At 54.2% G+C, this 26,091-nt stretch carries 23 protein-coding genes; 14 read left to right on the forward strand and 9 right to left on the reverse strand.

Annotated features, from left to right (window positions below; all coding sequences use genetic code 11):
- Positions 1-69: 69 nt before the first annotated feature.
- On the reverse strand, positions 70-564 hold the full coding sequence (lrp, locus tag ACJ9N4_RS00730; RefSeq protein ID WP_000228469.1) for a leucine-responsive transcriptional regulator Lrp: 495 nt from the start codon (positions 562-564) through the stop codon (positions 70-72).
- Between the two features lie 668 nt (positions 565-1,232).
- Here lrp and trxB point away from each other — a divergent pair.
- The 7 genes from trxB to ACJ9N4_RS00765 all read left to right on the forward strand — a co-directional run bounded on the left by trxB (position 1,233) and on the right by ACJ9N4_RS00765 (position 8,152).
- On the forward strand, positions 1,233-2,201 hold the full coding sequence (trxB, locus tag ACJ9N4_RS00735; protein ID WP_182919709.1) for a thioredoxin-disulfide reductase: 969 nt from the start codon (positions 1,233-1,235) through the stop codon (positions 2,199-2,201).
- A 114-nt stretch (positions 2,202-2,315) separates the two neighbouring features.
- Positions 2,316-4,082, forward strand: a complete 1,767-nt coding sequence (gene cydD, locus ACJ9N4_RS00740; protein WP_182274370.1) for a heme ABC transporter permease/ATP-binding protein CydD — start codon at positions 2,316-2,318, stop codon at positions 4,080-4,082.
- Positions 4,082-5,803 carry a heme ABC transporter ATP-binding protein/permease CydC gene (gene cydC / locus ACJ9N4_RS00745; protein ID WP_182919708.1) on the forward strand — a complete coding sequence of 574 codons (1,722 nt, stop codon included), beginning with the start codon at positions 4,082-4,084 and terminating at the stop codon, positions 5,801-5,803. Before cydD ends, cydC begins: the two co-directional genes overlap by 1 nt.
- Positions 5,804-5,849: 46 nt before the next feature.
- Positions 5,850-6,554: a leucyl/phenylalanyl-tRNA--protein transferase gene (aat, locus tag ACJ9N4_RS00750; RefSeq protein WP_182274368.1), complete on the forward strand. Its 705-nt coding sequence runs from the start codon at positions 5,850-5,852 to the stop codon at positions 6,552-6,554.
- 284 nt (positions 6,555-6,838) lie between these two features.
- A complete protein-coding gene (gene infA, locus ACJ9N4_RS00755) occupies positions 6,839-7,057 on the forward strand; it encodes a translation initiation factor IF-1 (RefSeq protein ID WP_002211347.1) in 219 nt (72 codons plus the stop codon).
- Positions 7,058-7,238: 181 nt separating this feature from the next.
- On the forward strand, positions 7,239-7,682 hold the full coding sequence (locus ACJ9N4_RS00760) for an antitoxin Xre/MbcA/ParS toxin-binding domain-containing protein (RefSeq protein WP_182919707.1): 444 nt from the start codon (positions 7,239-7,241) through the stop codon (positions 7,680-7,682).
- The gene (locus ACJ9N4_RS00765; protein ID WP_182274366.1) at positions 7,679-8,152 is read left to right on the forward strand and encodes an RES family NAD+ phosphorylase; all 474 of its coding nucleotides are present in this window, start codon (positions 7,679-7,681) and stop codon (positions 8,150-8,152) included. The genes ACJ9N4_RS00760 and ACJ9N4_RS00765 overlap by 4 nt, the downstream gene beginning before the upstream one ends.
- 100 nt (positions 8,153-8,252) lie before the next feature.
- Here ACJ9N4_RS00765 and ACJ9N4_RS00770 read toward each other — a convergent pair whose 3' ends face one another.
- From ACJ9N4_RS00770 to clpS, 4 genes are all read right to left on the reverse strand, one after another.
- A complete protein-coding gene (locus tag ACJ9N4_RS00770; protein WP_182274365.1) occupies positions 8,253-8,678 on the reverse strand; it encodes a DUF3828 domain-containing protein in 426 nt (141 codons plus the stop codon).
- A 162-nt stretch (positions 8,679-8,840) separates the two neighbouring features.
- The gene (locus ACJ9N4_RS00775; RefSeq protein ID WP_182919706.1) at positions 8,841-9,278 is read right to left on the reverse strand and encodes a hypothetical protein; all 438 of its coding nucleotides are present in this window, start codon (positions 9,276-9,278) and stop codon (positions 8,841-8,843) included.
- Between the two features lie 457 nt (positions 9,279-9,735).
- Positions 9,736-12,015 carry an ATP-dependent Clp protease ATP-binding subunit ClpA gene (gene clpA, locus ACJ9N4_RS00780; protein WP_182274363.1) on the reverse strand — a complete coding sequence of 760 codons (2,280 nt, stop codon included), beginning with the start codon at positions 12,013-12,015 and terminating at the stop codon, positions 9,736-9,738.
- Between the two features lie 27 nt (positions 12,016-12,042).
- Positions 12,043-12,363, reverse strand: a complete 321-nt coding sequence (gene clpS, locus ACJ9N4_RS00785) for an ATP-dependent Clp protease adapter ClpS (protein WP_182274362.1) — start codon at positions 12,361-12,363, stop codon at positions 12,043-12,045.
- 267 nt (positions 12,364-12,630) lie between these two features.
- Here clpS and cspD point away from each other — a divergent pair, with 267 nt between their 5' ends.
- On the forward strand, positions 12,631-12,852 hold the full coding sequence (gene cspD, locus ACJ9N4_RS00790) for a cold shock-like protein CspD (protein WP_008499993.1): 222 nt from the start codon (positions 12,631-12,633) through the stop codon (positions 12,850-12,852).
- A gap of 70 nt (positions 12,853-12,922) precedes the next feature.
- Here cspD and macB read toward each other — a convergent pair whose 3' ends face one another.
- Positions 12,923-14,863, reverse strand: a complete 1,941-nt coding sequence (macB, locus tag ACJ9N4_RS00795; RefSeq protein ID WP_182274361.1) for a macrolide ABC transporter ATP-binding protein/permease MacB — start codon at positions 14,861-14,863, stop codon at positions 12,923-12,925.
- On the reverse strand, positions 14,860-15,975 hold the full coding sequence (gene macA, locus ACJ9N4_RS00800) for a macrolide transporter subunit MacA (protein WP_182274360.1): 1,116 nt from the start codon (positions 15,973-15,975) through the stop codon (positions 14,860-14,862). The genes macB and macA overlap by 4 nt, the downstream gene beginning before the upstream one ends.
- Positions 15,976-16,132: 157 nt before the next feature.
- Between macA and ACJ9N4_RS00805 the strand changes: the two genes are divergently transcribed.
- Positions 16,133-17,089: a VirK/YbjX family protein gene (locus ACJ9N4_RS00805; RefSeq protein ID WP_395122808.1), complete on the forward strand. Its 957-nt coding sequence runs from the start codon at positions 16,133-16,135 to the stop codon at positions 17,087-17,089.
- Here ACJ9N4_RS00805 and ACJ9N4_RS00810 read toward each other — a convergent pair.
- A complete protein-coding gene (locus ACJ9N4_RS00810; RefSeq protein WP_411500192.1) occupies positions 17,086-18,744 on the reverse strand; it encodes an ATP-dependent endonuclease in 1,659 nt (552 codons plus the stop codon). The genes ACJ9N4_RS00805 and ACJ9N4_RS00810 overlap by 4 nt on opposite strands.
- 375 nt (positions 18,745-19,119) lie before the next feature.
- On the opposite strand from ACJ9N4_RS00810, the gene aqpZ reads away from it, so the two are divergent.
- From aqpZ to hcr, 4 genes are all read left to right on the forward strand, one after another.
- On the forward strand, positions 19,120-19,815 hold the full coding sequence (aqpZ, locus tag ACJ9N4_RS00815; protein WP_182274357.1) for an aquaporin Z: 696 nt from the start codon (positions 19,120-19,122) through the stop codon (positions 19,813-19,815).
- A gap of 192 nt (positions 19,816-20,007) precedes the next feature.
- Entirely contained in the window at positions 20,008-20,907 is a 900-nt protein-coding gene (locus ACJ9N4_RS00820) for a lysine exporter LysO family protein (RefSeq protein ID WP_182919705.1), read from the forward strand.
- A gap of 144 nt (positions 20,908-21,051) precedes the next feature.
- On the forward strand, positions 21,052-22,704 hold the full coding sequence (hcp, locus tag ACJ9N4_RS00825; protein WP_182274355.1) for a hydroxylamine reductase: 1,653 nt from the start codon (positions 21,052-21,054) through the stop codon (positions 22,702-22,704).
- A gap of 10 nt (positions 22,705-22,714) precedes the next feature.
- Positions 22,715-23,683 carry an NADH oxidoreductase gene (hcr, locus tag ACJ9N4_RS00830; protein WP_182274354.1) on the forward strand — a complete coding sequence of 323 codons (969 nt, stop codon included), beginning with the start codon at positions 22,715-22,717 and terminating at the stop codon, positions 23,681-23,683.
- Between the two features lie 91 nt (positions 23,684-23,774).
- Here hcr and ACJ9N4_RS00835 read toward each other — a convergent pair whose 3' ends face one another.
- Entirely contained in the window at positions 23,775-24,209 is a 435-nt protein-coding gene (locus ACJ9N4_RS00835) for a DoxX family protein (RefSeq protein WP_182919704.1), read from the reverse strand.
- Positions 24,210-24,361: 152 nt separating this feature from the next.
- Between ACJ9N4_RS00835 and poxB the strand changes: the two genes are divergently transcribed.
- On the forward strand, positions 24,362-26,080 hold the full coding sequence (gene poxB / locus ACJ9N4_RS00840) for a ubiquinone-dependent pyruvate dehydrogenase (protein WP_182919703.1): 1,719 nt from the start codon (positions 24,362-24,364) through the stop codon (positions 26,078-26,080).
- The last annotated feature ends 11 nt before the right edge of the window (positions 26,081-26,091 follow it).

The raw sequence follows: 26,091 nt of genomic DNA on the forward strand, positions 1-26,091 counted from the left end.
CCCGGCACTGTTGCTGTATGGATTAACAGGAGTGTAATCAAACTACGCTGATTTTGCACCTGTTCCGTGTTAGCGCGTCTTAATAACCAGACGATTGCTCTGTTTGACCTCTTCCATCACCACATAGGTACGGGTGTCGTTCACACCAGGCAGTCGCAGCAGGGTTTCACCCAGCAGCTTACGGTAGGCGGACATGTCTGGCACACGGGTTTTCAACAGGTAGTCAAAATCACCGGAAACCAGATGACACTCTTGAATTTCTTCAAGTTTTTGTACAGCGGCGTTAAATTGCTCAAACACATCCGGCGCACCACGATTCAGAGTAATCTCAACAAATACCAGAAGTGAGGCATCCAGATAATGCGGGTTCAGCAGAGCCGTATAGCCCTGAATAAAACCCTGTCTTTCCAGTCGACGTACACGCTCAAGGCACGGCGTCGGGGAAAGTCCCACACGTTTTGAAAGCTCGACGTTGGAAATACGCCCATCCTTTTGCAATTCATTAAGAATGTTACGATCGATACGGTCGAGGTCTTTGCCAGGGCGCTTCTTGCTATCTACCATTATTATTGTCTCTCTGTATTCCTTCCCTACTCCTGCCTGGACCCTGTGCACATCACTGTTCAGAGCCTGTACCCGTTATTCATCACATCGCCTGGTTATGTATTATATCCGTCATACTTCAAGTTGCCTGCGCGTTGGCTTTTCTCACTCACCCCAGTCACGTACTCATGTACGCTCCCGGGGATTCGCTGCGTCGCCGCCTTCATGCAACTCGAATTATTAGGCTATAGACGCGATGCGGATTCGGGTTCTGTTGGTAAGAAGTCCGTTGCCCGAAGGGCAGTCACCGACATCACGTATGGCGTCTGTCCACACCATGCGTAGATTTCACTAACCCGGTAAAAATGGCATTTACGTGCATGCCTATGCGGCACACAGTTAATGCGTTTTTTTTCTTCCTTGAATGTTTTCGCAAAAGCGCAGGTGATTGTCAAAGCAAAACATCGATTTTTAGTACAACATGCCGGATATTCATTGCGGTCGGGTATTAATCCTCATTTTATTGCCTTATAAACAACCGGTTTTCAATAGCACACAGTATGTTATCGCCCGCCATTCATCGTCAGCGTCTATTGCACATATTGATATCAAAATTGCTGTGCTCTTTTTTTACGGCAACAAATTCCCTACAATCCTGCCAAATGTCTGCCAACAACAATGGGGATCTCATGGGCACGGCCAAACACAGTAAGCTGCTAATTCTTGGTTCTGGACCTGCGGGATATACCGCGGCGGTCTACGCTGCACGCGCTAACCTGCAACCGGTGTTAATTACCGGCATGGAAAAAGGCGGTCAGCTGACCACCACCACCGAAGTGGAAAACTGGCCAGGCGACCCGAACGACCTGACCGGGCCGCTGTTGATGGAACGTATGCACGAGCATGCGACCAAGTTCGAAACCGAAATTCTGTTCGACCATATTCACAAGGTCGATCTGCAGAACCGTCCGTTCCGTCTGACCGGCGACAGTGGTGAGTACACCTGTGACGCGCTGATCGTTGCCACCGGTGCATCCGCCCGTTACCTGGGTCTGCCGTCTGAAGAAGCGTTCAAAGGCCGCGGCGTATCTGCCTGCGCCACCTGCGACGGTTTCTTCTACCGCAACCAGAAAGTCGCGGTCATTGGCGGGGGTAACACCGCAGTGGAAGAAGCGCTTTATCTGGCGAACATCGCCTCTGAGGTACACCTGATCCACCGCCGCGACACCTTCCGTGCGGAGAAAATCCTGATCAAACGTCTGATGGATAAAGTGGCGAGCGGCAACATCGTGCTGCACACCAACCGTACGCTGGAAGAAGTCACGGGCGATCAGATGGGCGTTGCGGGTCTGCGTATCCGTGATACCCAGAACACCGATACCGTGGAATCGCTGGAAGTGGCTGGCCTGTTTGTGGCGATCGGCCACAGCCCGAACACGGCGATCTTCGACGGTCAGCTGGAGCTGGAAAACGGCTACATTAAAGTGCAATCCGGCATTCACGGCAACGCAACCCAGACCAGCATCCCGGGCGTATTCGCCGCAGGTGACGTCATGGATCATATTTACCGTCAGGCAATCACCTCCGCCGGTACCGGTTGTATGGCCGCGCTGGATGCTGAACGCTATCTGGACGGGCTGGCCGAACACGGTAAATAATCTTTACAAGTCAGTAACAAACGTAAATAAAGGCGGCGATAAGTCGCCTTTATTGTCTCTCCGTTGTAACATTGCGCTGCCCAATTTCTAATAACGTCACCTGCAAAGTACGCAATGGAAAAAACCCGTCAACAAGAGTTAACACGCTGGCTGAAACAGCAAAGCGTTCTTTCCCGCCGCTGGCTCATGATTTCCCGCCTTCTGGGACTGATCAGCGGTCTGTTGATTGTTGCCCAGGCATGGCTGCTGGCCCGCATTCTTAACCACATGATCATGGAGAATATTCCGCGCGAAGCACTCCTGATGCCGTTTATCGTCCTTGTTCTGGTTTTTGTTCTGCGCGCCTGGGTGGTCTGGCTGCGTGAACGCGTCGGTTTCCATGCGGGGCAACATATACGCTATGAAATCCGCCGTCAGGTACTCGACCGTCTGCAGGAAGCCGGGCCCGCCTGGATCCAGGGTAAGCCTGCCGGAAGCTGGGCGACGCTTATCCTTGAGCAAATTGACGATATGCACGACTACTATGCCCGCTATCTTCCTCAGATGGCGCTGGCCGTTTGCGTGCCGCTGCTGATTGTGATCACCATTTTCCCGACCAACTGGGTAGCGGCGTTGATCCTGCTGGGTACCGCCCCGTTGATCCCGCTGTTTATGGCGATGGTGGGAATGGGGGCTGCAGACGCTAACCGCCGCAATTTCCTGGCGCTGGGTCGTCTGAGTGGCCATTTCCTTGACCGTCTGCGCGGTATGGAAACCTTGCGTATTTTTGGCCGTGGTGAAGCGGAAACTGAAAACATCCGCCTGGCGTCGCAGGATTTCCGCCAGCGCACGATGGAAGTGTTACGCCTGGCGTTTCTGTCGTCTGGCGTGCTCGAATTCTTTACCTCGCTGTCGATTGCACTGGTGGCGGTTTATTTCGGTTTCTCCTACCTCGGTGCGCTGGATTTTGGCCACTACGGTACGGCAGTGACGCTGTCTTCGGGCTTCCTGGCGCTAATCCTGGCTCCGGAGTTTTTCCAGCCACTGCGCGATCTCGGTACCTTTTATCATGCTAAAGCGCAGGCCGTTGGCGCGGCCGATAGCCTGAAAACATTCATGGAAACGCCGCTGGCACACCCGGAACGGGGTGACGTTACGCTGAATACCAAAGAACCAGTGACAATTGAGGCGAGTGATTTTTCTATTCTGTCGCCTGAAGGCAAAGTGCTGGCAGGCCCGCTGAACTTTACCCTGCCTGCCGGGCAGCGAGTGGTGCTGGTCGGTACCAGCGGTTCAGGTAAAAGTTCGCTGCTTAATACACTGTCCGGCTTTATGGCTTACACCGGTTCGCTACGGATTAACAAAACCGAGCTGCGCGATCTCGACCCGGATGCCTGGCGCAAACAGCTAAGCTGGGTGGGACAAAACCCACAGCTACCGGCCGCCACGCTGCGGGAGAACGTGCTTCTGGCTCGCCCGGATGCACGCGAAGATGAGCTGCAATCCGTCCTTGACCGCGCCTGGGTCAGCGAGTTTCTGCCCCTGCTTGTGCAGGGGGTCAACACTATCGTTGGCGACCAGTCTGCCGGGCTGTCCGTAGGCCAGGCGCAGCGTGTAGCCGTTGCCCGTGCTCTTCTTAATCCCTGCCAGTTGATGCTGCTGGATGAGCCCGCCGCCAGCCTGGATGCACACAGCGAGCAACGCGTAATGCATGCCCTTAACGCAGCCTCATTGCAGCAAACCACCCTGATGGTCACACACCAGCTGGAAGGCATTGCCGACTGGGATCAAATCTGGGTGATGGAAAACGGTCAAATTGTTGAGCAAGGCGATTACGCCTCTCTCGTTACCGCGCAGGGGCCATTTGCCACCCTGCTGGCGAATCGTCAGGAGGACATCTGATGCGTGCCCTGCTCCCGTATCTTGCGCTGTATAAACGCCATAAATGGATGCTGACGCTGGGCATCGTACTGGCGATCGTCACTCTGCTTGCCAGCATTGGCCTGCTGACGCTCTCCGGCTGGTTCTTATCGGCGTCTGCCGTCGCGGGCGTCGCCGGGTTATACAGCTTTAACTACATGCTCCCGGCCGCGGGCGTGCGTGGCACCGCCATTACCCGTACCGCCGGACGCTATTTTGAGCGGCTGGTCAGCCACGATGCGACCTTCCGCGTGCTGCAACACCTGCGCATTTACACCTTCAGCAAACTATTGCCCCTCTCCCCTGCCGGGCTGGCGCGTTTTCGCCAGGGTGAATTGCTCAACCGCGTGGTCGCGGATGTCGATACGCTGGATCACCTCTACCTGCGCGTCATTTCGCCGCTGGTGGGCGCATTTGTGGTGATCGCGGTGGTTACGCTGGGGTTGTGTGTTCTGGATGTTCCCATTGCGCTGACGCTCGGCGGCATCATGCTGTTGACGCTGATGATTCTGCCGCCGCTGTTCTACCGCGCCGGTAAATCCACCGGGGAAAATCTGACTCGCCTTCGCGGTGAATATCGTCAGCAACTCACCTCCTGGTTACAGGGGCAGGCCGAGCTGACCCTTTTTGGTGCCAGCAAACGCTACCGCGCCCGTATGGAAAGCACGGAGTTAAACTGGCACGAAGCGCAACGTCGCCAGTCTGAACTGACGGCGTTCTCCCAGGCCTTGATGATGTTAATTGGCGGCGTGGCTGTCATTGCTATGCTGTGGATGGCTTCTGGCGGAGTGGGCGATAACTCACAGCCCGGCGCACTGATTGCCCTCTTCGTCTTCTGTGCGCTGGCGGCCTTTGAGGCACTGGCACCGGTGACGGGGGCATTCCAGCATCTTGGGCAGGTTATCGCTTCTGCCCTGCGCATCACGGAGATTGCCGGGCAAGAGCCGGAAGTGACGTTCCGCGACGGGCAAACCGTTGTGCCAGAGCGCGTCACTCTGACACTGAATGACGTCACGTTTGCTTATGACAAGCAGGCACAAAACGCGCTGGAAGGCATCAATCTCGTCGTGAACGCAGGCCAACACATTGCGCTTCTTGGCCGCACGGGTTGCGGTAAATCGACGCTCCTGCAGCTGCTGACCCGCGCCTGGGATCCGCAGCAGGGACAGATCCTCCTTAACAATGTGCCACTGGCAGACTTCAGCGAACAGACGTTGCGCAAGACTGTCAGCGTGGTACCGCAGCGTGTGCATCTCTTTAGCGCAACGCTGCGCGATAACCTGCTGCTTGCCGCGCCAGATGCCTCTGATGCGCTGCTTAGCGTGGTGCTGGAGCAGGTTGGGCTGCATAAGCTGCTTGAAGATGACGGGTTAAACAGCTGGCTGGGTGAAGGGGGTCGTCAGCTCTCCGGCGGTGAGTTGCGCCGTCTGGCAATTGCGCGAGCACTGCTGCACGATGCCCCGCTGATGTTGCTGGATGAGCCGACAGAAGGGCTGGACGCCACTACCGAGAGCCAAATCCTTGATTTACTGGCCACTGTCATGGCCGGTAAAACCGTGCTGATGGTGACACACCGACTGCGCGGACTGGCGAGTTTTGATCAGATAATTGTGATGGACAACGGGCACATTATTGAGCATGGTAGTCACGCAGAACTGTTGGCGAAACAGGGTCGCTACTACCAGTTTAAACAGCGTCTGTAGACTATATTTGTACCGATCCTCACTCGCGTATTGGAGTTCTGCTGTCATGCGCCTGGTCCAGCTTTCTCGTCATAATATTGCGTTCCCTTCTCCGGAGGGGGCGCTGCGTGAACCCAATGGGCTACTGGCGCTTGGCGGTGACCTCAGTCCTGCACGGCTATTGATGGCTTACCAGCGCGGGATTTTCCCGTGGTTTTCCCCCGGTGACCCTATTTTATGGTGGTCGCCCGACCCGCGTGCTGTACTGTGGCCAGCCCAGTTTCATCTGAGCCGCAGCATGAAACGTTTCCATGCGAAATCACCGTACCGTGTAACGCTCAACCACGCGTTTGGTCAGGTCATTGAAGGTTGTGCCAGCGATCGTCATGAAGGCACATGGATAACCCGCGATATTATCGACGCCTATCACCGCCTGCATGAGCTTGGCTACGCCCATTCAATAGAAGTGTGGGAGAAAGGTGAGCTGGTTGGTGGCATGTATGGCGTGGCACAGGGTACGTTGTTCTGTGGCGAGTCGATGTTTTCCCGCGCAGTTAACGCCTCGAAAACTGCACTGCTGGTTTTCTGCAACGAGTTTGCCCTACGTGGCGGACAGTTGATGGATTGTCAGGTACTTAATGAGCATACCGCCTCGCTCGGTGCCGTAGAAATCTCCCGTCGTCACTACATTGAGCACCTGGATACCTGCCGCCAGGAGAAGCTTCCGCGCGACTTCTGGGTACCAAGGACACTCTTTATGCCCAATGTCTAAATGTTTTCCGCACATTTTTCATGAGGGTGTTATAATTACGCCGCAGAGTAGCTTCTGCCTGTTGCCCCGCCGCCGTTTGGGACCTTCGCTTCAGATAACGTCCTGACGTTTATCCTGTCGTCTCCCCTTTACGAATGCGCTTTTCGTTCGGTAGTACCGTGACGCTTGGGCAATGCGCCGAAACTGTTTTGCTGCGTTTTAATCGCGCAATTCTTTACTTAATTGATGAATTTCGGCATTATCTTGCCGGTTCAAAACTTGGTAGTGATACCCCAGAGGATTAGATGGCCAAAGAAGACAATATTGAAATGCAGGGTACCGTACTTGATACGTTGCCTAACACCATGTTTCGCGTAGAGCTGGAAAACGGTCACGTGGTAACTGCGCACATCTCCGGTAAAATGCGCAAAAACTATATCCGCATTTTAACGGGCGACAAAGTGACTGTTGAACTGACCCCGTACGACCTGAGCAAAGGCCGCATTGTCTTCCGTAGTCGCTAATTGTTTTCGCCTGTAATGGCAGATGAATATATACAAGGTCGGGATAATCCCGGCCTTATTTTTTTGTAGGCCACGACACCTTTAATCCCTCCGCTCTTAATGCGCAAAAAGTATCCATTCCATAAGTCATGACAAATGACTATACTTCCCTATGACAAATGACATTCATCAGGAGGTACAGATGAGAACATGGGTTCCCGCGCAGAAACCTGCTGACAACGCACTTTGGCGTTTTGCAGGTTTGCCTGCAAACAGAGGTATGCGGCTGATTGAATATCTCAATCAGGGCTTGCCCGTCAGCGTACTTGACAACATTCATGAATGGACCGCGATGTCAAAAGCGGACATTTTACGCGTGACAGGGATTAACGAGCGCAATGTCGCGCGCCGCAAAAGTGCGGGCCGTACGCTGACGCCCGATGAAAGCGAACGCGTGGCTCGTTTCGTTCGGGTACTGGATACCGCTGTCGATTATTTTGGCAGTAAAGACGAGGCATGGAACTGGCTGCAATCACCGGTTCGCGGGCTTGGCAATATAGCACCTGTCGACCTGATTGCCACAGAAACCGGCGCACTGGAAGTCACCGACCTGATTGGCCGTCTGGAACACGGAGTGCTGGCATGATTTTTTATCGTCTGGTGACGGGACGTTATGCCAGCGAAGCGTGGAGTGGAAGCGGTGCAAACCAGTATGGTGGCCGCTGGAATCATAAAGGACACCCTGCGGTGTACGTCTCCACATCCATCTCGCTGGCAGCGCTCGAAATTCTGGTTCACGTTAAAAGGGATACCGTACTGAATCAATACCAACTGTTCAGCATCGATATCCCGGACGATCAGATTGATCATCTGGATAAAGAGTGGCTGCCCGGGGACTGGCAGGAAAATCCAGCTCCGGTTTCAACGATGGACCTGGGAACCAGCTGGCTACAGGCCAGTGATGCACTGGCACTTATTTTACCTTCCTGCATTATTCCTTATGAAAACAATGCCATTCTCAACCCATTGAACCCGGCATTTCAACAGGCTTTATCCTCCGTTCAGCGCCACTCTTTTGTATTCGATACCCGGCTGGCAGAAAAAACCGCACCCTGAAACAGATGCGGTTGTTATTTCTCAGAACCAGGGAACCGTCGCTGTCGCGCTTAGCCCGTAAGTCGCCCGTAGAAAGATCCCCCAGTCAGCGAGCCGATCCTTATTTAATAAGAGTTGCTGACCTTATTTTCCACTTCCCATTTTCCTGAATCAGGCAATCTGCAACGACATGCTCCTGCTTCTGTCCGAATGCGATATAGATGTTTGTGCACACAGCGTCAAAATCAGATGAAACTACCGCAACATGATCCCAGTCATTACCCCAGTCCTGGGCTTTTATAAACATGTCAGCATCTGGCATGTCTTTATCATTACTGTCACCTGAATAAAGTTTTTTTATCGCTGCGATCGTTTCTGATGCTACGTAATCACCCATAGTGTCCGGGTTGAGGACAGGTGCATTATTCTGATTAAGCTGACTGATATACCACTGATTAAATTTTATGGCTATGGTAGCGGGTTGATTGTGTTCACTTGCCACAGCAATTGAAGACAGCGTGAAAATGATTATCAGGAGCGATCTCATTAGTTATCCCTGAAAATTTCATAATGGGGTTTTAATTATTCACTAAAGTGGCCCGCATACTTTTTGCTTCTCTCGTGTTTGGGATGTCCAGGCCACTACAATTTCTTATCACGTCCGTGACGTAATGGGTGCAAGAACCCGTACTGATGCAACAAATCAGATTCAGGGAATAATATGGATTACGGTTTTTTCACGACAAGGCATAATCACATCTGCGGCCATTGAATGCGCTATGTCATGCAATAACCCCGTAAGATGCGGCAACATATCGCGATCAAAATGCGAAATCAGCAATACGTGATTTAATGCCCGGCAGTAATCGCATTTGGTTTCGGTATCTTCCAGCATCCACTCTTTATACCGCGGCGGCTCCTCTGCGTCTTCAAATTCCACCACCTGAAAATCGCGCATTGATTCTGTGAGTCCCGTTTTAACTTCTTCCAGATAAGCGCCCAGACAGCGGCAAACGGGCTGGGTTTGAGGAAGCGAAGTGCAATCCAGCAGGATTTCGGTGAGCAACTTACAACGCTCGGCAAGGGTTGGGAGATCGGGGTTGAGGGAGAGTTCGCTGTAGAGTTGGGAGAAAGATTGGTTTTCCATATCATAATTTCCATATTTAGAAGCCGAAAACTACCACCAGAAACGCCAACTTCAGGTGGCAGACTGAACCGGTTTGGCGTACCGACCATATGGAAAATCGGCGCTTCAAAAGAAGCCCCAGTTCAGCCCACCATATTTGAAGATACGGATTATACCGCAGCTAAAAAAAGAGTGAACGAAACCAGTAACGTTGCTGTGAGCAACATCTTTCCATATGTGTGTATCAGGACGCCAATCCCGGCACCTGATTTTGCAGGTGTGTCGCCATTTTACTACTGTGAATTTATCCAGCAATCAGCATCATTAAATACTGGAAAGCGCCTCGCAAAATTCCTCTGCGCCCTGATGCCCTCACCCTAGCCCTCTCCCACAGGGAGAGGGAACAGATAGTGCGGTCTGCCAGAATCAGGCATAAAAAAACCGGGCAAATGCCCGGTTTTTAAGTTTAACGTTCAACTCAGTGAGCCGCTTCCGGCTTATGCTTCGCCGCACTCTGGAAATCGTACGTCAGCTCATTCTTCGCCTGATCCAGCGCCACGGTCACCTGACCACCGTCCACCAGCGAGCCAAACAACAGCTCGTTCGCCAGCGGTTTCTTCAGGTTATCCTGAATCACACGCGCCATCGGACGCGCACCCATCGCACGGTCGTAGCCTTTCTCAGCCAGCCAGTTGCGGGCCTCCTGGCTCACTTCTAGCGACACGCCTTTCTGATCCAGCTGAACCTGCAACTCGACGATGAACTTATCCACCACCTGATGGATCACCGCGGTAGAGAGGTGATCGAACCAGATAATGTTGTCCAGACGGTTACGGAATTCCGGCGTAAAGATCTTCTTGATCTCTTCCATCGCATCGGTGCTGTTATCCTGGTGGATAAGGCCGATAGATTTACGTTCAGTTTCACGCACCCCGGCGTTGGTGGTCATCACCAGCACCACGTTGCGGAAGTCCGCCTTGCGCCCGTTGTTGTCGGTCAGCGTCCCGTTGTCCATCACCTGCAGCAGGATATTGAACACATCCGGGTGCGCTTTCTCGATTTCATCAAGCAGCAGTACCGCGTGCGGATGCTTGATCACCGCATCGGTGAGCAGGCCGCCCTGATCAAAGCCCACGTAGCCCGGAGGTGCACCAATCAAACGGCTGACGGTGTGACGCTCCATGTACTCAGACATATCAAAACGCAGCAGCTCAATGCCCAGCGCTTTGGAGAGCTGAACCGTCACCTCGGTTTTCCCGACACCGGTCGGGCCGGCGAACAGGAAGGAACCAACAGGTTTATGATCATGCCCCAGTCCGGCGCGAGCCATCTTAATCGCTTCGGTTAAGGCCTCAATGGCTTTGTCCTGACCAAAGACCAGCATTTTCAGGCGGTTGCCGAGGGTACGCAGCGTATCACGGTCGCTCTGAGAAACGCTCTTCTCAGGGATACGCGCGATGCGTGCCACCACCGACTCAATATCCGCCACGTTAACGGTTTTCTTACGCTTGCTGGCTGGCATCAGACGTGCCCGCGCGCCCGCCTCATCAATCACGTCAATCGCCTTATCCGGCAGATGACGGTCGTTGATGTATTTCACCGCCAGCTCCACCGCCGCACGCACCGCTTTGGCGGTATAACGCACGTCGTGGTGGGCTTCATATTTCGGCTTCAGACCGTTAAGGATCTGCACCGTTTCCTCAACGGACGGCTCCGTCACGTCGATTTTCTGGAAGCGGCGCGCCAGAGCACGGTCTTTTTCGAAAATGTTGCTGAACTCCTGGTAGGTCGTGGAGCCAATCACGCGGATCTTGCCGCTGGAAAGCAGCGGTTTGATCAGGTTAGCAGCATCCACCTGGCCACCGGAGGCTGCACCTGCACCGATGATGGTATGAATTTCATCGATAAACAGAATGCTGTTGGTGTCCTGCTCCAGCTGTTTTAACAGCGCCTTGAAGCGTTTTTCAAAATCACCACGGTATTTGGTGCCCGCCAGCAAAGAACCGATATCCAGCGAGTAGATGGTGCAATCGGCAATCACTTCCGGCACATCGCCCTGCACAATACGCCAGGCAAGGCCTTCGGCAATCGCGGTTTTACCCACGCCAGATTCCCCCACCAGCAGCGGGTTGTTCTTACGGCGACGGCACAGCACCTGGATAGCGCGCTCCAGCTCTTTATCGCGGCCAATCAGCGGGTCGATACCGCCAACGCGAGCGAGCTGGTTAAGGTTGGTGGTGAAGTTTTCCATACGATCCTCCCCTCCTGCTTGCTCTTCATTGTTATTGACCTGATTGCTGGAGTCCGACGCCGGGTTAGGCTCGTCTTTCCGCGTTCCGTGAGAGATAAAGTTAACCACGTCGAGTCGGCTGACTTCGTGTTTGCGCAGCAGATAGGCCGCCTGGGACTCCTGCTCGCTGAAGATGGCGACTAATACGTTTGCACCAGTCACTTCGCTACGTCCGGAAGACTGGACGTGGAATACCGCACGCTGCAAGACACGCTGGAAGCTGAGCGTCGGCTGCGTGTCGCGCTCCTCTTCACTGGCTGGCAGCACCGGTGTGGTTTGTTCGATGAAGGCTTCGAGTTCCTGACGTAGCGCCACCAGATCCACAGAGCAGGCTTCCAGCGCTTCGCGGGCGGATGGGTTGCTAAGCAGCGCGAGCAGTAAATGCTCGACGGTCATAAACTCATGTCGGTGCTCACGCGCTCTGGCGAAAGCCATGTTTAAACTGAGTTCCAGTTCTTGATTGAGCATAGGCACCTCCCCCAATTTTATGCCTTATCAGGCCTTTTCCAGCGTACATAGCAACGGATGCTCGTTCTCCCTCGCGTAGTCGTTCACCATCGCCACTTTGGTTTCCGCCACTTCGGCTGTAAAGACGCCGCAGATAGCTTTGCCACGATAATGAACGGTAAGCATCAGTTGCGTTGCACGTTCTACATCATAAGAAAAGAACTTTTGTAGCACGTCAATAACAAATTCCATCGGCGTGTAATCATCGTTCATTAACATAACTTTATACATGGATGGCGGTTTTAGCGCGTCACGCACTTTATCTTCCGCCAGCTGGTCAAAATCCAGCCAGTCGTTAGTCTTACCCATTTTGCATAATCACTTTGAATCTACCTCAGATGTTAGATAACAATCATCTATTACTGTCATCCGCGATGTCTGTCACAAACCGTAGCAATAGCGTTAACTGCTTCAAACTTTGGTTGATTGTTGTCCCAACTCCAGCGCCAAACGCTTGACGGCTTCTTTCGTTTATCTAAATTGTACAAGCGTGAGATGGCGAGGTTTTGAACAGCCCCCACTCCACCACCGGTTCATTCCATCTTAATTTATAAGATTTACGAAGGATGTCGAAGCATGGAAATGGGTACTGTTAAGTGGTTCAACAACGCCAAAGGGTTTGGCTTCATCTGCCCCGAAGGCGGCGGCGAGGATATCTTCGCTCACTATTCCACCATTCAGATGGATGGTTACAGAACGCTCAAAGCCGGGCAATCCGTCCGGTTCGATGTACACCAGGGGCCAAAAGGCAATCACGCAAGCCTTATCGTGCCCATTGAAGCAGAGACGGTTGCATAGCTCTCTGTTTCATTGTGTACATCCCGCAGGCAAAATGCCAGCCCGATCGGCTGGCATTTTTATTTTCGGGTTATTCCCGAGCCAGCGCATCCACCGGATCCAGCCGCGCCGCATTTCGCGCCGGCAGCCAGCCAAACAAAATACCGGTAACGGTTGAGCATAAAAACGCCGTCAGGATCGCCACCGGTGAGAAGCCAATTTCCCAGCCGGGTAAAAAGAGCTGAAGCATAAAGGCGATCATCATCGAGAGTGCAATGCCCATCGCACCGCCAACCAGACACACCAGCACCGCTTCAATCAAAAACTGTTGCAGCACATCGCTTGCCCTGGCTCCAACCGCCATGCGGATACCAATCTCCCGCGTGCGCTCCGTCACCGACACCAGCATGATATTCATCACCCCGATCCCACCAACAACCAGTGAAATCACCGCCACCAGCGTCAGGAACATCTGAAGAGTACGTGTGGTCTTTTCCGCCGTTTTCAAGAGGCCATCCATGTTCCAGGTGAAGAAATCCTTCTTCCCGTGGCGCAGGGTTAACAGCCGCTCAAGCTGCTGCTCGGCCAGCGCACTGTCGTAGCCCTCTTTCACGCGCACGGTGATGGAGTTGAGCCAGGACTGCCCCATGATCCGCCCGGAAATGGTGGTATACGGCAGCCAGACGCGCAGGATTTTACTGCTGCCAAACATCGACTGTTTCTCTTCCGCCACACCGATAACCGTCGCAGGCATGTTCCCGACGAGGATCACTTCGCCCACCACGCGGGTTTTATTGGGGAAGAGCTGCCTGCGTGAGTTGGCATCCAGAACCACCACCTGCGCCCTGCCCGCCAGTTGCTCGGCATTAAAGGTAGCCCCTTCGCTAAAGGTCATGCCGTAAACAGTAAAGTAGTCGCCGCTGACGCCGTTGGCGCTGGCCGCCACGTCGACATTGCCTACGCGCAGACGCAGGTTTTGCGACACCGCAGGTGTGGCTGAATTCACCCACGGCTGCTTCTGGATGGCCGTCAGGTCGTCATATTTCAGCGCCTGCTGATACTGCGGTTCGTCATCACCAAAATCTTTGCCGGGGTAGACGTCAATGGTGTTGGTACCAATGGCACGGATATCCGCCAGCACCAGCTGTTTTGCCGCGTCGCCTACCACCACTATCGACACCACCGACGCGATACCGATGATAATGCCGAGCATGGTCAGCAATGTGCGCATTTTATTGGCCGCCATTGCCAGCCAGGCCATTGTCAACGCTTCGCGAAAACTGCTGGAGAACTGCCCCCAGCCGGACGAGGTGGGCAAAGTCTCTTTCTGTACGGCATCCTTCGTCCGTCGGGCTGGCGGGTTACTGACCAGCTCGCCGTCATAGATCTCAATAATGCGTTCGGCCTGCGCAGCCACCAGCGGATCGTGAGTCACGATGATCACCGTATGCCCCTGGTCGCGAAGCTGGTGGAGGATCTCCATCACCTCTTCGCTGGAACGGCTGTCGAGCGCACCTGTGGGTTCATCGGCGAGGATGACTTGTCCACCGTTCATCAGCGCCCGCGCAATACTGACGCGCTGCTGCTGGCCGCCGGAAAGCTGCGACGGTTGATAATCCACCCGCTCCGCCAGCCCCAGACGCGTCAACAGCTCTCGTGCGCGCTCAAGGCGTTTTTTCCGCTCCACACCGGCATACACCGCCGGAACTTCAACGTTCTGTGCCGCACTCAGATGCGAAAGCAGATGATAGCGCTGAAAAATAAAGCCGAAATGTTCACGGCGCAATTTCGCCAGCGCGTCATCATCCAGCGTGGAGACGTCCGCCCCGGCAACGCGATACGTCCCGCTGGTCGGTTTATCCAGGCAGCCGAGAATGTTCATCAGCGTCGATTTGCCGGAACCCGACGCGCCAACAATCGCCACCATCTCGCCCGCCTCGACGCGCAGGGAAATACCCTTCAGCACCTCCACCGGGCCATCACCCGACGGATAACTGCGACGGATGTTATTTAACTCAAGCAACGCCGTCATTTAACGGCTCCGGGCAGACTTTCGCTGGTGACAACCTCCTCACCCTCTTCCAGCCCTTTCACTACCACCACATCAGTGTCGTTACGCGCGCCAATCACCACTTCACGTTCACGCGTTTCGCCATTACGCAGCACTTTCACCTTATAGCGGCTGTCCCCGGCGGCTCCGCCCAGCGCAGAGAGTGGAATGGTCAATACGTTTTTCACACCGGTCAGCTGAATATGCACCTGCGCGGTCATGTCCAGACGCAGCACACCTTGCGGGTTTGGCACTTCAAAGCGAGCATAGTAGAAGATGGCATCGTTGACTTTTTCCGGCGTTGGCAGAATATCTTTCAGCACACCTTCATAGCGGGTCTGCGGATCGCCCAGCACAGTAAACCAGGCGCTTTGCCCCGGTTTAAGGTGAATCACATCCGCTTCAGAAACCTGTGCTTTCACCAGCATGGTGCCCATATCCGCCAGCGTCAGAATGTTCGGTGCCTGCTGCGCCGCAATCACGGTTTGTCCCTGCAGGGTGGTTATCTGAGTGACTTCACCGGCCATCGGTGCCACGATTTGCGTGTAGTCGAGGTTGGTTTTTGCCGTATCCAGCGAAGCCTGATTGCGCTTAATTTGCGCGTCGATAGTGCCAATCTGCGCCTGTTTTACTGCCAGCGCCGTTGTTGCGGTATCCAGATCCTGTTGCGATATCGCCTGCGTTTTAGCCAGCGCCTGCTGACGGGTCAGCGTGACCTGAGCAAGATTACGCTCCGCCAGGGCCTGGCTGCGCTGCGCACGCAACTCCATCAGCGTCGCTTCCACTTCGCGGATCTGGTTTTCGGCCTGTTCAGGATCGATAACGCCAAGCAGCTGACCTTTTTTCACCTTATCGCCAATCTCAACCGACAGCGTTTTCAACTGACCGCTCACCTGAGCACCCACATCAACCTTGCGCAGAGCATCAAGTTTGCCCGTCGCCAGCACGTTTTGTTGCAGTTCACCCGGACGAACAATCAGCGTCTGATATTGCGGCACGGGCGCATTCAGCACTTTCCAGAGCCAGAATCCGCCGACTAAGGCCACCACCGCCAGCAGCAGAACCAGCTTTCTGCGTTTTCCCTTAAGATTCATAAATATTTCCAATGAATGTTCTGGCAATCATAACTGTTGATTCTATCTAAACCGCACCTCAACGAAACCTCAAATTTCTGGAATCGTCACAATTTGTTTACGAGACGTTGATATACCTCCTGTTGAAATAAAGATCTTCCACAAGAAGGGATCTAACATGTCTTCCATCGTCGATACACCTCATTCACACTTGCCACAGCCTAAATCCGGCTGGCAATTATTTAAAAGCCTGGCCTCCGGGACAATCACGCCCGGGCTTGCGTGGCAAAACCCGTCCTATCGACGTAAGTTTGTACTACGTTCTCTGGCTACACCGTTCAACACGGCACGCCTGCTGGCAAGCCTGGCAAAACAACCTCGCCTGATGCAGATGTTACATGTGCAGCCAGGGTTACCGTGCCGTCTGCATCGCCCGTGGCTGACCGTAAATATGGATCGCCGACATACGCTGGAATCGCTTAGCTGGCACTATCAGACAATGAGTCGTCAGCTTCCGTCGACGCTGCTAAATGGCTATCTTTCTAAACAGGGTATAACGTTGCTGACGTTAACCGGTAAAGATGAGCAGCAATTTACCATCCGCCTGTGCGCCGATGCGTTTCTGGATAAAGAAGGCGAAGCCACTCTCGCTTTTTGTGACCAACAGAACACGGTGCTGGCAGAAATGACCTTCACCCTGTGCCCGTTTGAAGGGAAAACGACGCTCTTTATCGGTGGCCTGCAGGGGGCAAAAGCCCATGTTCCACATGAGCTGATCCAGGGCGCGACCAAAGCATGCCACGGCCTGTTCCCGAAACGTCTGCTGGTTGAAGCCGCCATGACGATCGGAGCCGTCTTCCCGGTGGAGCAGATTGTCGCGGTCAGTAACGCCACCCATATCTACCGCAGCTGGCGCTATCGTAAGAAAAAAGAGGGAAAACTGCTGGCCGATTACGACAGCTTCTGGCTCTCCATCGGCGGCCAACAGCAGGACAACGGTAACTTTGCGCTACCGCTGACCATGCCACGCAAACCGATGGAAGAAATTGCGAGCAAAAAACGCTCGGAATACCGCCGCCGCTATGAGCTACTGGATAGCCTGATCGACCAGGTAAACCAGGCCACCCACGGTTAATCCGCTCTCCCGCGAGCCAGCCAGAGTACGCGGGAGAACATTTTGCGCAGCAGCGTTGGAACAGACTCCACGCCTCTCTTCCCGGCTTCTATTGCCACTTCAATAGCCAGATCGGGTTTTGACGAACGGTGGATCGCTTTGGCGATCACCCGGCGCATATTCATAGGCACATCCACCGGCACCATCGCAACGCGGTGGAAAACATCGTCGAACCCCTGACGATACATAAAGTGTTCCATATCCATCGCTGGCAGCATGGTTAAATGGTCACGTTCTTCTTCCCGCTCGTTATTCAGCAGGCTGCGGACCGTAGAAGCATATTTTTTACCGGCCTCGTCACCGTCCACCAGTACGTGCCATTCAATGCCCATCCGACGGGCGAATCTAATCAGTGGCTTTAACCCTGACTGGGCAAACTCGATGACCTTAATACCTTCCGCATCGAAATGGTGTCCACACTGGCGCGCCAGTTCGTTGATAACCCAGGTTTCCGTTTCCCCTTCAACCAACAGCCAACATCGCGCAAACAGCGACGATGCGCGGTTAAAGCGGATATGAAACGCGATACGGCGTCCATCTTCCGCGTTTAGCCCACCCGGCCCAAGCCGGTAAGCAGAAACGCGTGATGATTCACGCACCAGGCGGCAGACATATTCGACCGGCGCAAGCGATAACAGCTCACCAGAGTTGGTAGTCGTAATGCGCTGGAGGGGCAGCAGGTTCAGTAAGTGCCACGCAACGGAGAGCATAATCGGGTGCAGGCGCGTTTCCGGGTCTTCCACCAGCAGCAGCGGACGTGCATCGCGATCCAGGTGGATAGTACCTTTAGCCTGCAAAAGCGTGGAGAACAGCCCCAGTAAGATCACCCGGTGCGTTCGACCGCCAGGCCTGTCGATCATCCGGTTAATGATGTCGAGATAACGCCAGCTTCGCTGTTCATCGTGAGAACGGCGGCGCATCAGGCGATTACGTGACTGCGATGTCCCCTGCTCGGAAAAGTAGTGCTCCAGCAGTTGTACCATTGCGGACAACCCCTGGCGAATTTGACCATCGGTAAGATTCTGCGGGCGCGAAACCAGCTCACGCGCCAGGAAATCCAGCTCGCGGGCGGTGACTTCCACTTCCGGCATATTCGGCACCGTACCGTTACGGATACGCCGCATAAAGCGTGCATCTCGCAGGCGCAGTACCGGCGTCAGGCGGATCAAATGACGGGCCAGTTCGTCAATGTCATTTAACGGAATAGTGTCGCCTTTGGCATCCAGGAATTCGCGCAGGGTTAGCACGCTGCCGTTCTCGGCCAGCTCACCTTCCAGCCGGTAGAAAATACGATGAAAATCATCATTGCATTGCACCCAGCACTCTGACATCGGGCGGAAGCGGCGCACACGGTGACGCCCCGGCTCAGATTCACGGAAGGTCAGAATAATGTGCAGATGCTTCTCGCGCCCCGCCACATCCCCGGGCGGGAACCAGAAATCATCATGCACGAAGTGGTAGAGATCATCCTCGGGCGAAAGCAACAGCGTAAGCGCATCCAGCAGGCTGGACTTACCCCAGGCATTCTCCCCAATCAGAACATTGTTCTGCTCAAGAAGCAGAGATAAGCGGTTGATACCGCGAAATCCGACTATTTCCACACGTTCGAGAAGCATAAATCCCCCGAGAAACGATCACTTTTTCCTTCAAGTTATCAGGAGTATAACGGCACAAAGCCCGGCAGGACACTGTAATACACCTCGATTATTCCGAAGTAGCCAGAAAAAACCAGAATCTTCCTGTCAGATTTAATTTGAATTAGGTATAGCTGCACAAGATACTACCGCCCGAGAATTGGTCTATGCTGTATTCACTACCAATTTGAACAAGGATTGACATCACATTGCCTTAAATCAAACTTACAGAGTTTATTTGAGTGGCGAAGGGGTGTTGTTGGTTTTTAAAATAATGGCTCCTTGAGTCGTCATCCCTTTTATGGCGATATAGCCTGCACGCAAGCAAGCGTGCGGAATTTTATTATTGAGGTGGTTATGTTCAGGAAATTAGCAGCGGAATGCTTTGGTACATTCTGGTTAGTGTTTGGTGGCTGCGGTAGTGCTGTTCTGGCAGCAGCATTCCCGGAATTAGGAATTGGTTTTGTCGGTGTTGCGCTGGCATTTGGCTTAACCGTATTAACCATGGCGTATGCCGTGGGACATATTTCCGGTGGTCACTTTAACCCGGCAGTGACATTAGGCTTATGGGCGGGCGGTCGTTTCCCGGCCAAAGACGTTATCGGCTACATTGTTGCCCAGGTCGTCGGTGGTATTATTGCTGCGGCGGTTCTGTATGTCATCGCCAGCGGCAAAGCAGGCTTTGACGCAGCAGCCAGCGGCTTTGCCTCTAACGGCTTCGGTGAACACTCTCCAGGCGGCTACTCCATGCTGTCTGCCATCGTCATTGAAATTGTGCTGACCGCAGGCTTCCTGCTGGTTATCCACGGTGCAACAGACAAACAGGCACCGGCGGGCTTTGCCCCTATCGCCATTGGTCTGGCATTAACGCTTATCCACCTGATCTCTATTCCGGTCACCAACACCTCTGTTAACCCGGCGCGTAGTACTGCAGTCGCGATTTTCCAGGGCGGCTGGGCGCTTGAGCAGCTGTGGCTGTTCTGGGTGATGCCAATCATCGGTGGTATTTTGGGCGGCTTGCTGTACCGCACTCTGCTGGAAAAACGTGATTAATTGTTTTCTTCCTCTCCCCGTGGGAGAGGGTCGGGGTGAGGGCATCTTGCCGCACAACCCCTCCTGAATACAGGCCGGGTAAGCGTTCACGCTACCCGGCTTTCTTTTGCCGCTTTACTGGACAGCCTTTATTGGGTAGTGTTTCTGGCGCTTAACAGATACTTAACAGACATTCAAAAGGACCGGCTGTTCATGTTTTCAGGACTCCTCATCATTCTGCTGCCCCTGATTGTGGGCTACCTTATCCCGCTGCATCGTGAATCAGCACTAAGGCTCATCAATCGTTTTCTCAGCTGGATTGTCTACGTCATTCTTTTCTTTATGGGGATTAGCCTGGCGTTTCTGGATAACCTGGCCGCCAATTTGCTGTCGATCCTGCATTATTCTGCCGTAACTGTTGTGGTTATTTTGCTGTGCAATATTGCCGCGCTGTTCTGGCTGGAACGCTCTATTCCATGGAAAAATAATCATCATCAGGAAAAACTGCCTTCCCGTATTGCAATGGCGCTGGAATCGTTAAAATTATGCGGCGTCGTGGTACTCGGTTTTCTTCTGGGACTCACCGGATGGTCCTTTTTACAACACGCCACGGAAGCCAGCGAATATACGCTGATATTCCTGCTGTTCCTGATTGGTATACAGCTGCGAAATAATGGCATGACGCTGAAACAGATTGTCCTCAACCGCCGGGGAATGATTGTGGCCGTTGTGGTGATTGGCAGTTCAATGGCCGCTGGGGTGATTAACGCCTTTATTCTCGACCTGCCGCTGAAAACCGGCCTGGCAATGGCGTCGGGTTTTGGCTGGTATTCCCTTTCCGGTATTCTGCTCACCGAATCTTTCGGCCCGGTCATTGGCAGCGCCGCTTTCTTTAATGACCTGGCACGCGAGCTGATTGCCATCATGCTGATCCCGGGACTGGTGCGCCGTAGCCGCTCTACCGCGCTCGGTCTGTGTGGTGCGACCTCAATGGACTTTACCCTGCCGGTGTTACAACGTTCTGGCGGCCTGGAGATGGTGCCTGCCGCCATCGTACACGGCTTTATTTTGAGCCTGCTGGTACCTGTTCTGATGGCGTTCTTCTCCGCCTGATACTTCTTTGGCGGTAGTCAACCTGCCGCCAAAATTGCGCTAAATCAATATCCCTCTATTTTGTAGCAGAAAGAACTTTTCTCCGTTCTGGCACAGGCATAATCTAAAACATGTATATCAAATATAACTTTAACAGGTGTGATTATGTTTTGTGTGCAATGTGAACAAACCATCCGTACTCCGGCAGGTAATGGCTGCTCCTACGCGCAAGGTATGTGCGGCAAAACGGCAGAGACGTCAGACCTGCAGGATCTGTTGATTGCTTCCCTGCAAGGACTTTCCGCATGGGCATTCAAAGCCCGTGAATACGGCATTATTGACCACTACGTAGACAGTTTCGCCCCTCGCGCATTTTTCTCCACGCTGACTAACGTAAACTTTGATTCTCCTCGCATTGTGGGTTACGCCCGCGAAGCCATCGCCCTGCGCGAAGCGCTCAAAGCACAGTGTCTGAATGCAGACGCCAGCGCCCGCGTGGATAACCCAATGGCGGAGCTGCAACTGGTGAGCGATGACCTGGGCGAACTGCAGCGCCAGGCGGCAGAATTTACCCCGAACAAAGACAAAGCGGCGATTGGCGAGAACATTCTCGGCCTGCGTCTGTTGTGCCTGTACGGCCTGAAAGGTGCGGCGGCCTATATGGAGCACGCGCACGTTCTCGGCCAGTACGACAACGATATTTATGCGCAGTACCACAAAATTATGGCGTGGCTGGGTACCTGGCCTTCCGACATGAACGCGCTGCTGGAGTGCTCGATGGAAATCGGGCTGATGAACTTCAAAGTGATGAGCATTCTGGATGCCGGTGAAACCAACACCTACGGCCACCCGACCCCAACTCAGGTCAACGTGAAGGCGACCGAAGGTAAGTGCATCCTGATCTCCGGCCATGACCTGAAAGATCTCTACAACCTGCTGAAGCAGACTGAAGGCACCGGCGTTAACGTTTATACCCACGGGGAAATGCTGCCCGCGCACGGCTACCCTGAACTGCGTAAGTTCAAACATCTGGTCGGTAACTACGGCAGCGGCTGGCAGAACCAGCAGGTTGAGTTCGCCCGCTTCCCTGGCCCAATCGTGATGACCTCTAACTGCATCATCGACCCAACCGTAGGCGCGTATGACGACCGCATCTGGACCCGCAGTATCGTTGGCTGGCCGGGTGTGAGCCACCTCGAAGGCGACGATTTCGGCCCGGTTATTGCCCAGGCACAGCAAATGGCGGGCTTCCCGTACAGCGAAATCGAACACCTGATCACCGTCGGCTTTGGCCGCGAAACTCTGCTGGGCGCTGCAGATTCGCTGATTGACCTGGTCAGCCGTGAAAAACTGCGTCACATCTTCCTGATCGGCGGCTGTGACGGCGCGCGCGGCGAACGTAACTACTTCACCGATTTTGCCACCAGCGTACCGGACGACTGCCTGATCCTGACCCTGGCATGCGGTAAGTACCGCTTCAACAAACTGGACTTCGGTGACATCGAAGGTCTGCCACGTCTGGTGGATGCCGGTCAGTGTAACGATGCTTACTCTGCCATCATTCTGGCCGTCACTCTGGCTGAAAAACTGGGCTGTGGCGTGAACGATCTGCCGCTGTCACTGGTGCTCTCCTGGTTCGAACAGAAAGCGATTGTCATCCTGCTGACCCTGCTCTCTCTGGGTGTGACCAACATTGTGACCGGCCCAACAGCACCAGGCTTCCTGACGCCGGATCTGCTGGCCGTACTGAACGAGAAATTCGGTCTGCGTTCCGTCACTAACGTTGAAGATGATATGAAGCAACTGCTGAGCGCGTAAGGAGCTATTGATGACGATGCCAACCTCACAGTGTCCGTGGCGGATGCAGGTTCATCACATCCGTCAGGAGACGCCGGACGTGTGGACGCTGTCACTGCTGTGTCATGACTACTATCCGTATCGTGCCGGTCAGTATGCGCTGGTCAGTGTCCGCAACGCGGCGGACACCCTGCGCGCCTACACCATCTCCTCTACGCCGGGTGTGAGCGAGTACATTACGCTCACTATCCGTCGCATTGATGACGGCGCTGGCTCTCAGTGGCTGACCCGTGACGTGAAACGTGGTGACTATATCTGGTTGTCTGACGCGCAGGGGGATTTCACCTGTGACGACAAGGCAGAGGATAAATTCCTGCTGCTGGCCGCTGGTTGTGGCGTAACACCGGTGATGTCAATGCGCCGCTGGCTGGCTAAAAACCGCCCGCAGGCCGACGTGCAGGTGATCTTCAGCGTCCGTTCACCGGAAGATGTGATTTTTGCCGACGAATGGCGTAACTATCCGGTCACGCTGGTTGCTGAAAACAATGCTACCCACGACTTTGTGGCCGGTCGCCTGAGCCGCGAGCTGCTGCAAAACGTGCCGGATATTGCCTCACGCACCGTGATGACCTGCGGCCCTGCGCCGTATATGGACATTGTCGAAGAGGACGTGAAAGCGCTGGGTGTCACCCGCTTCTTCAAAGAACAGTTCTTTACGCCTGTGGCGGAAGCGGCGACCAGCGGTATGAAGTTCACCAAACTGCAACCGGCGCAAACCTTCTTTGGCCGCGTGGGCACCACGCTGCTGGAAGCGCTGGAAAGCAACAACGTGCCGGTCGTTGCTGCCTGTCGTGCTGGCGTGTGCGGTTGTTGTAAGACGAAAGTGGTGGACGGTAACTACACCGTGACCAGCACCATGACGCTGACCGACGCGGAAATCGCCGAAGGGTATGTACTGGCCTGCTCATGTCACCCGCAGGGTGACCTTGTTCTCGCATAAACGGTAAACGTTCACTCGTAGGCCCGGTAAGCGTTAGCGCCACCGGGCTTTTTTGTCGGGGGGTACTGCGTTTACCCGACCGACAATGACACTACCGCCACGCGGGGTCTTTCCCCACTGCGTAACGCCCTGCCCCTAAAAACGCTATCGCGAGTGAACCCATAAAGAAGTAGACCAGGCTCTCCATCGCCCACGCGCCTACGGCGTCGAGCGCAAAGGTTTCACCCGTGCCCACCATCAGCCATGCCACCACCATCGTAAATGCCAGTACCAGCGCTGCGGGACGTGTAAGGAAACCAAGAATGATCAGGATCGGTGCCACGACTTCGCCAATCAAGACGCCATAAGCAATGAACCCCGGTAGCCCTTTTTCCACCAGCAAATGACTGATGAACCCAACGCCGCCCAATAATTTGTGTAATCCGTGAAACAACATCAGCCCGCCAACGGCAAGTCGTAACAAAAGTTTGCCAAGATCGTCGCACGCTAGCTTTTTATTAACAGCAGTTAACAATGATTTAACCATTTGGAATGATTCCTGTTTTCACCCGTGGTATCACCAGATTATGTCGGATAATGACATCTGAAAAGCACCCGTTAATAGGGGGGATTTGGCAGGCAATGCAGAGGCTTTCTTCTAAGCTTGTAAACGATATGACAAAAAGGAGCGGGACACTCATGAAACAAACCGTGGCTGCATACATAGCAAAAACCCTCGAACAGGCTGGTGTAAAACGTATCTGGGGCGTCACTGGCGACTCCCTGAACGGACTCAGTGACAGTCTCAACAAGATGAAAACCATTGAATGGATGCCAACCCGTCATGAAGAGGTTGCCGCCTTTGCCGCCGGAGCCGAAGCGCAACTCACGGGTGAACTGGCCGTCTGTGCCGGGTCATGCGGGCCGGGAAACTTACACCTGATCAACGGCCTGTTTGACTGCCACCGCAACCATGTGCCGGTGCTGGCGATAGCGGCTCACATCCCCTCGACGGAAATCGGCAGCGGCTATTTTCAGGAGACCCATCCTCAGGAGCTGTTTCGTGAATGCAGCCACTACTGCGAGCTGGTTTCCACACCGGAGCAGATCCCTCAGGTACTGGCGATTGCGATGCGCAAAGCCGTACTGAACCGGGGAGTTTCCGTCGTGGTGTTGCCGGGCGATGTGGCACTCAGGGCAGCACCGGAAAGTGCCAGCAGCCACTGGTATCACGCGCCGCAGCCGGTGGTTACGCCCACCGAAGAGGAACTGAAAAAACTGGCGCAGTTGCTGCGTTACTCCAGCAACATCGCCCTGATGTGCGGCAGCGGCTGCGCGGGGGCACATCAGGAACTGCTGGCGTTTGCCGGTAAACTGAAATCCCCGATTGTCCACGCCCTGCGCGGCAAAGAACACGTGGAGTACGATAACCCGTACGATGTGGGCATGACCGGGCTGATTGGTTTTTCCAGCGGTTTCCACACCATGATGAACGCCGACACGCTCATTTTGCTCGGCACTCAATTCCCTTATCGTCCGTTCTACCCGACGGATGCCAAAATCATTCAGATTGATATCAACCCGGCCAGCATTGGCGCGCACAGCAAAGTCGATATGGCGCTGGTGGGTGACATCAAATCCACCCTGGCCGCCCTGCTGCCGCACCTTGAAGAAAAAACAGATCGGACATTCCTCGATAAAGCCCTGAGCGATTACCGCGATGCGCGTAAAGGCCTGGACGATCTCGCCAAACCGAGCGATAAGGCCATCCATCCGCAATACCTGGCACAGCAAATCAGCCATTTTGCTGACGACGACGCCATCTTTACCTGCGATGTGGGCACGCCAACCGTCTGGGCAGCGCGCTACCTGAAAATGAACGGTAAGCGCCGCCTGCTGGGCTCGTTTAACCACGGCTCAATGGCCAACGCCATGCCGCAGGCGCTGGGAGCGAAAGCCACCGCGCCAGAGCGTCAGGTGGTGGCAATGTGTGGCGACGGCGGGTTCAGCATGCTGATGGGTGATTTCCTGTCGGTGGTACAGATGAAGCTCCCGCTTAAAATCGTGGTCTTTAACAACAGTGTGCTGGGCTTCGTGGCGATGGAGATGAAGGCCGGTGGTTATCTCACCAACGGTACCGAACTGCACGATACCCATTTCGCCCGTATCGCTGAAGCGTGCGGCATCACCGGTATCCGCGTGGAAAAAGCCGCTGATGTGGACGAAGCGCTCCAGCGCGCCTTCACCATCGACGGACCGGTGCTGGTGGATGTGGTGGTCGCCAAAGAAGAGCTGGCAATCCCGCCGCAGATCAAGCTGGAGCAGGCCAAAGGATTTAGCCTCTACATGCTGCGCGCCATTATCAGCGGACGCGGTGATGAAGTGATCGAACTGGCAAAAACCAACTGGCTCAGGTAAAACATTTCACA

This window comes from Enterobacter sp. LM3 (genome assembly GCF_046622475.1).
Taxonomy (GTDB): Bacteria; Pseudomonadota; Gammaproteobacteria; order Enterobacterales; family Enterobacteriaceae; genus Enterobacter; species Enterobacter cloacae_P.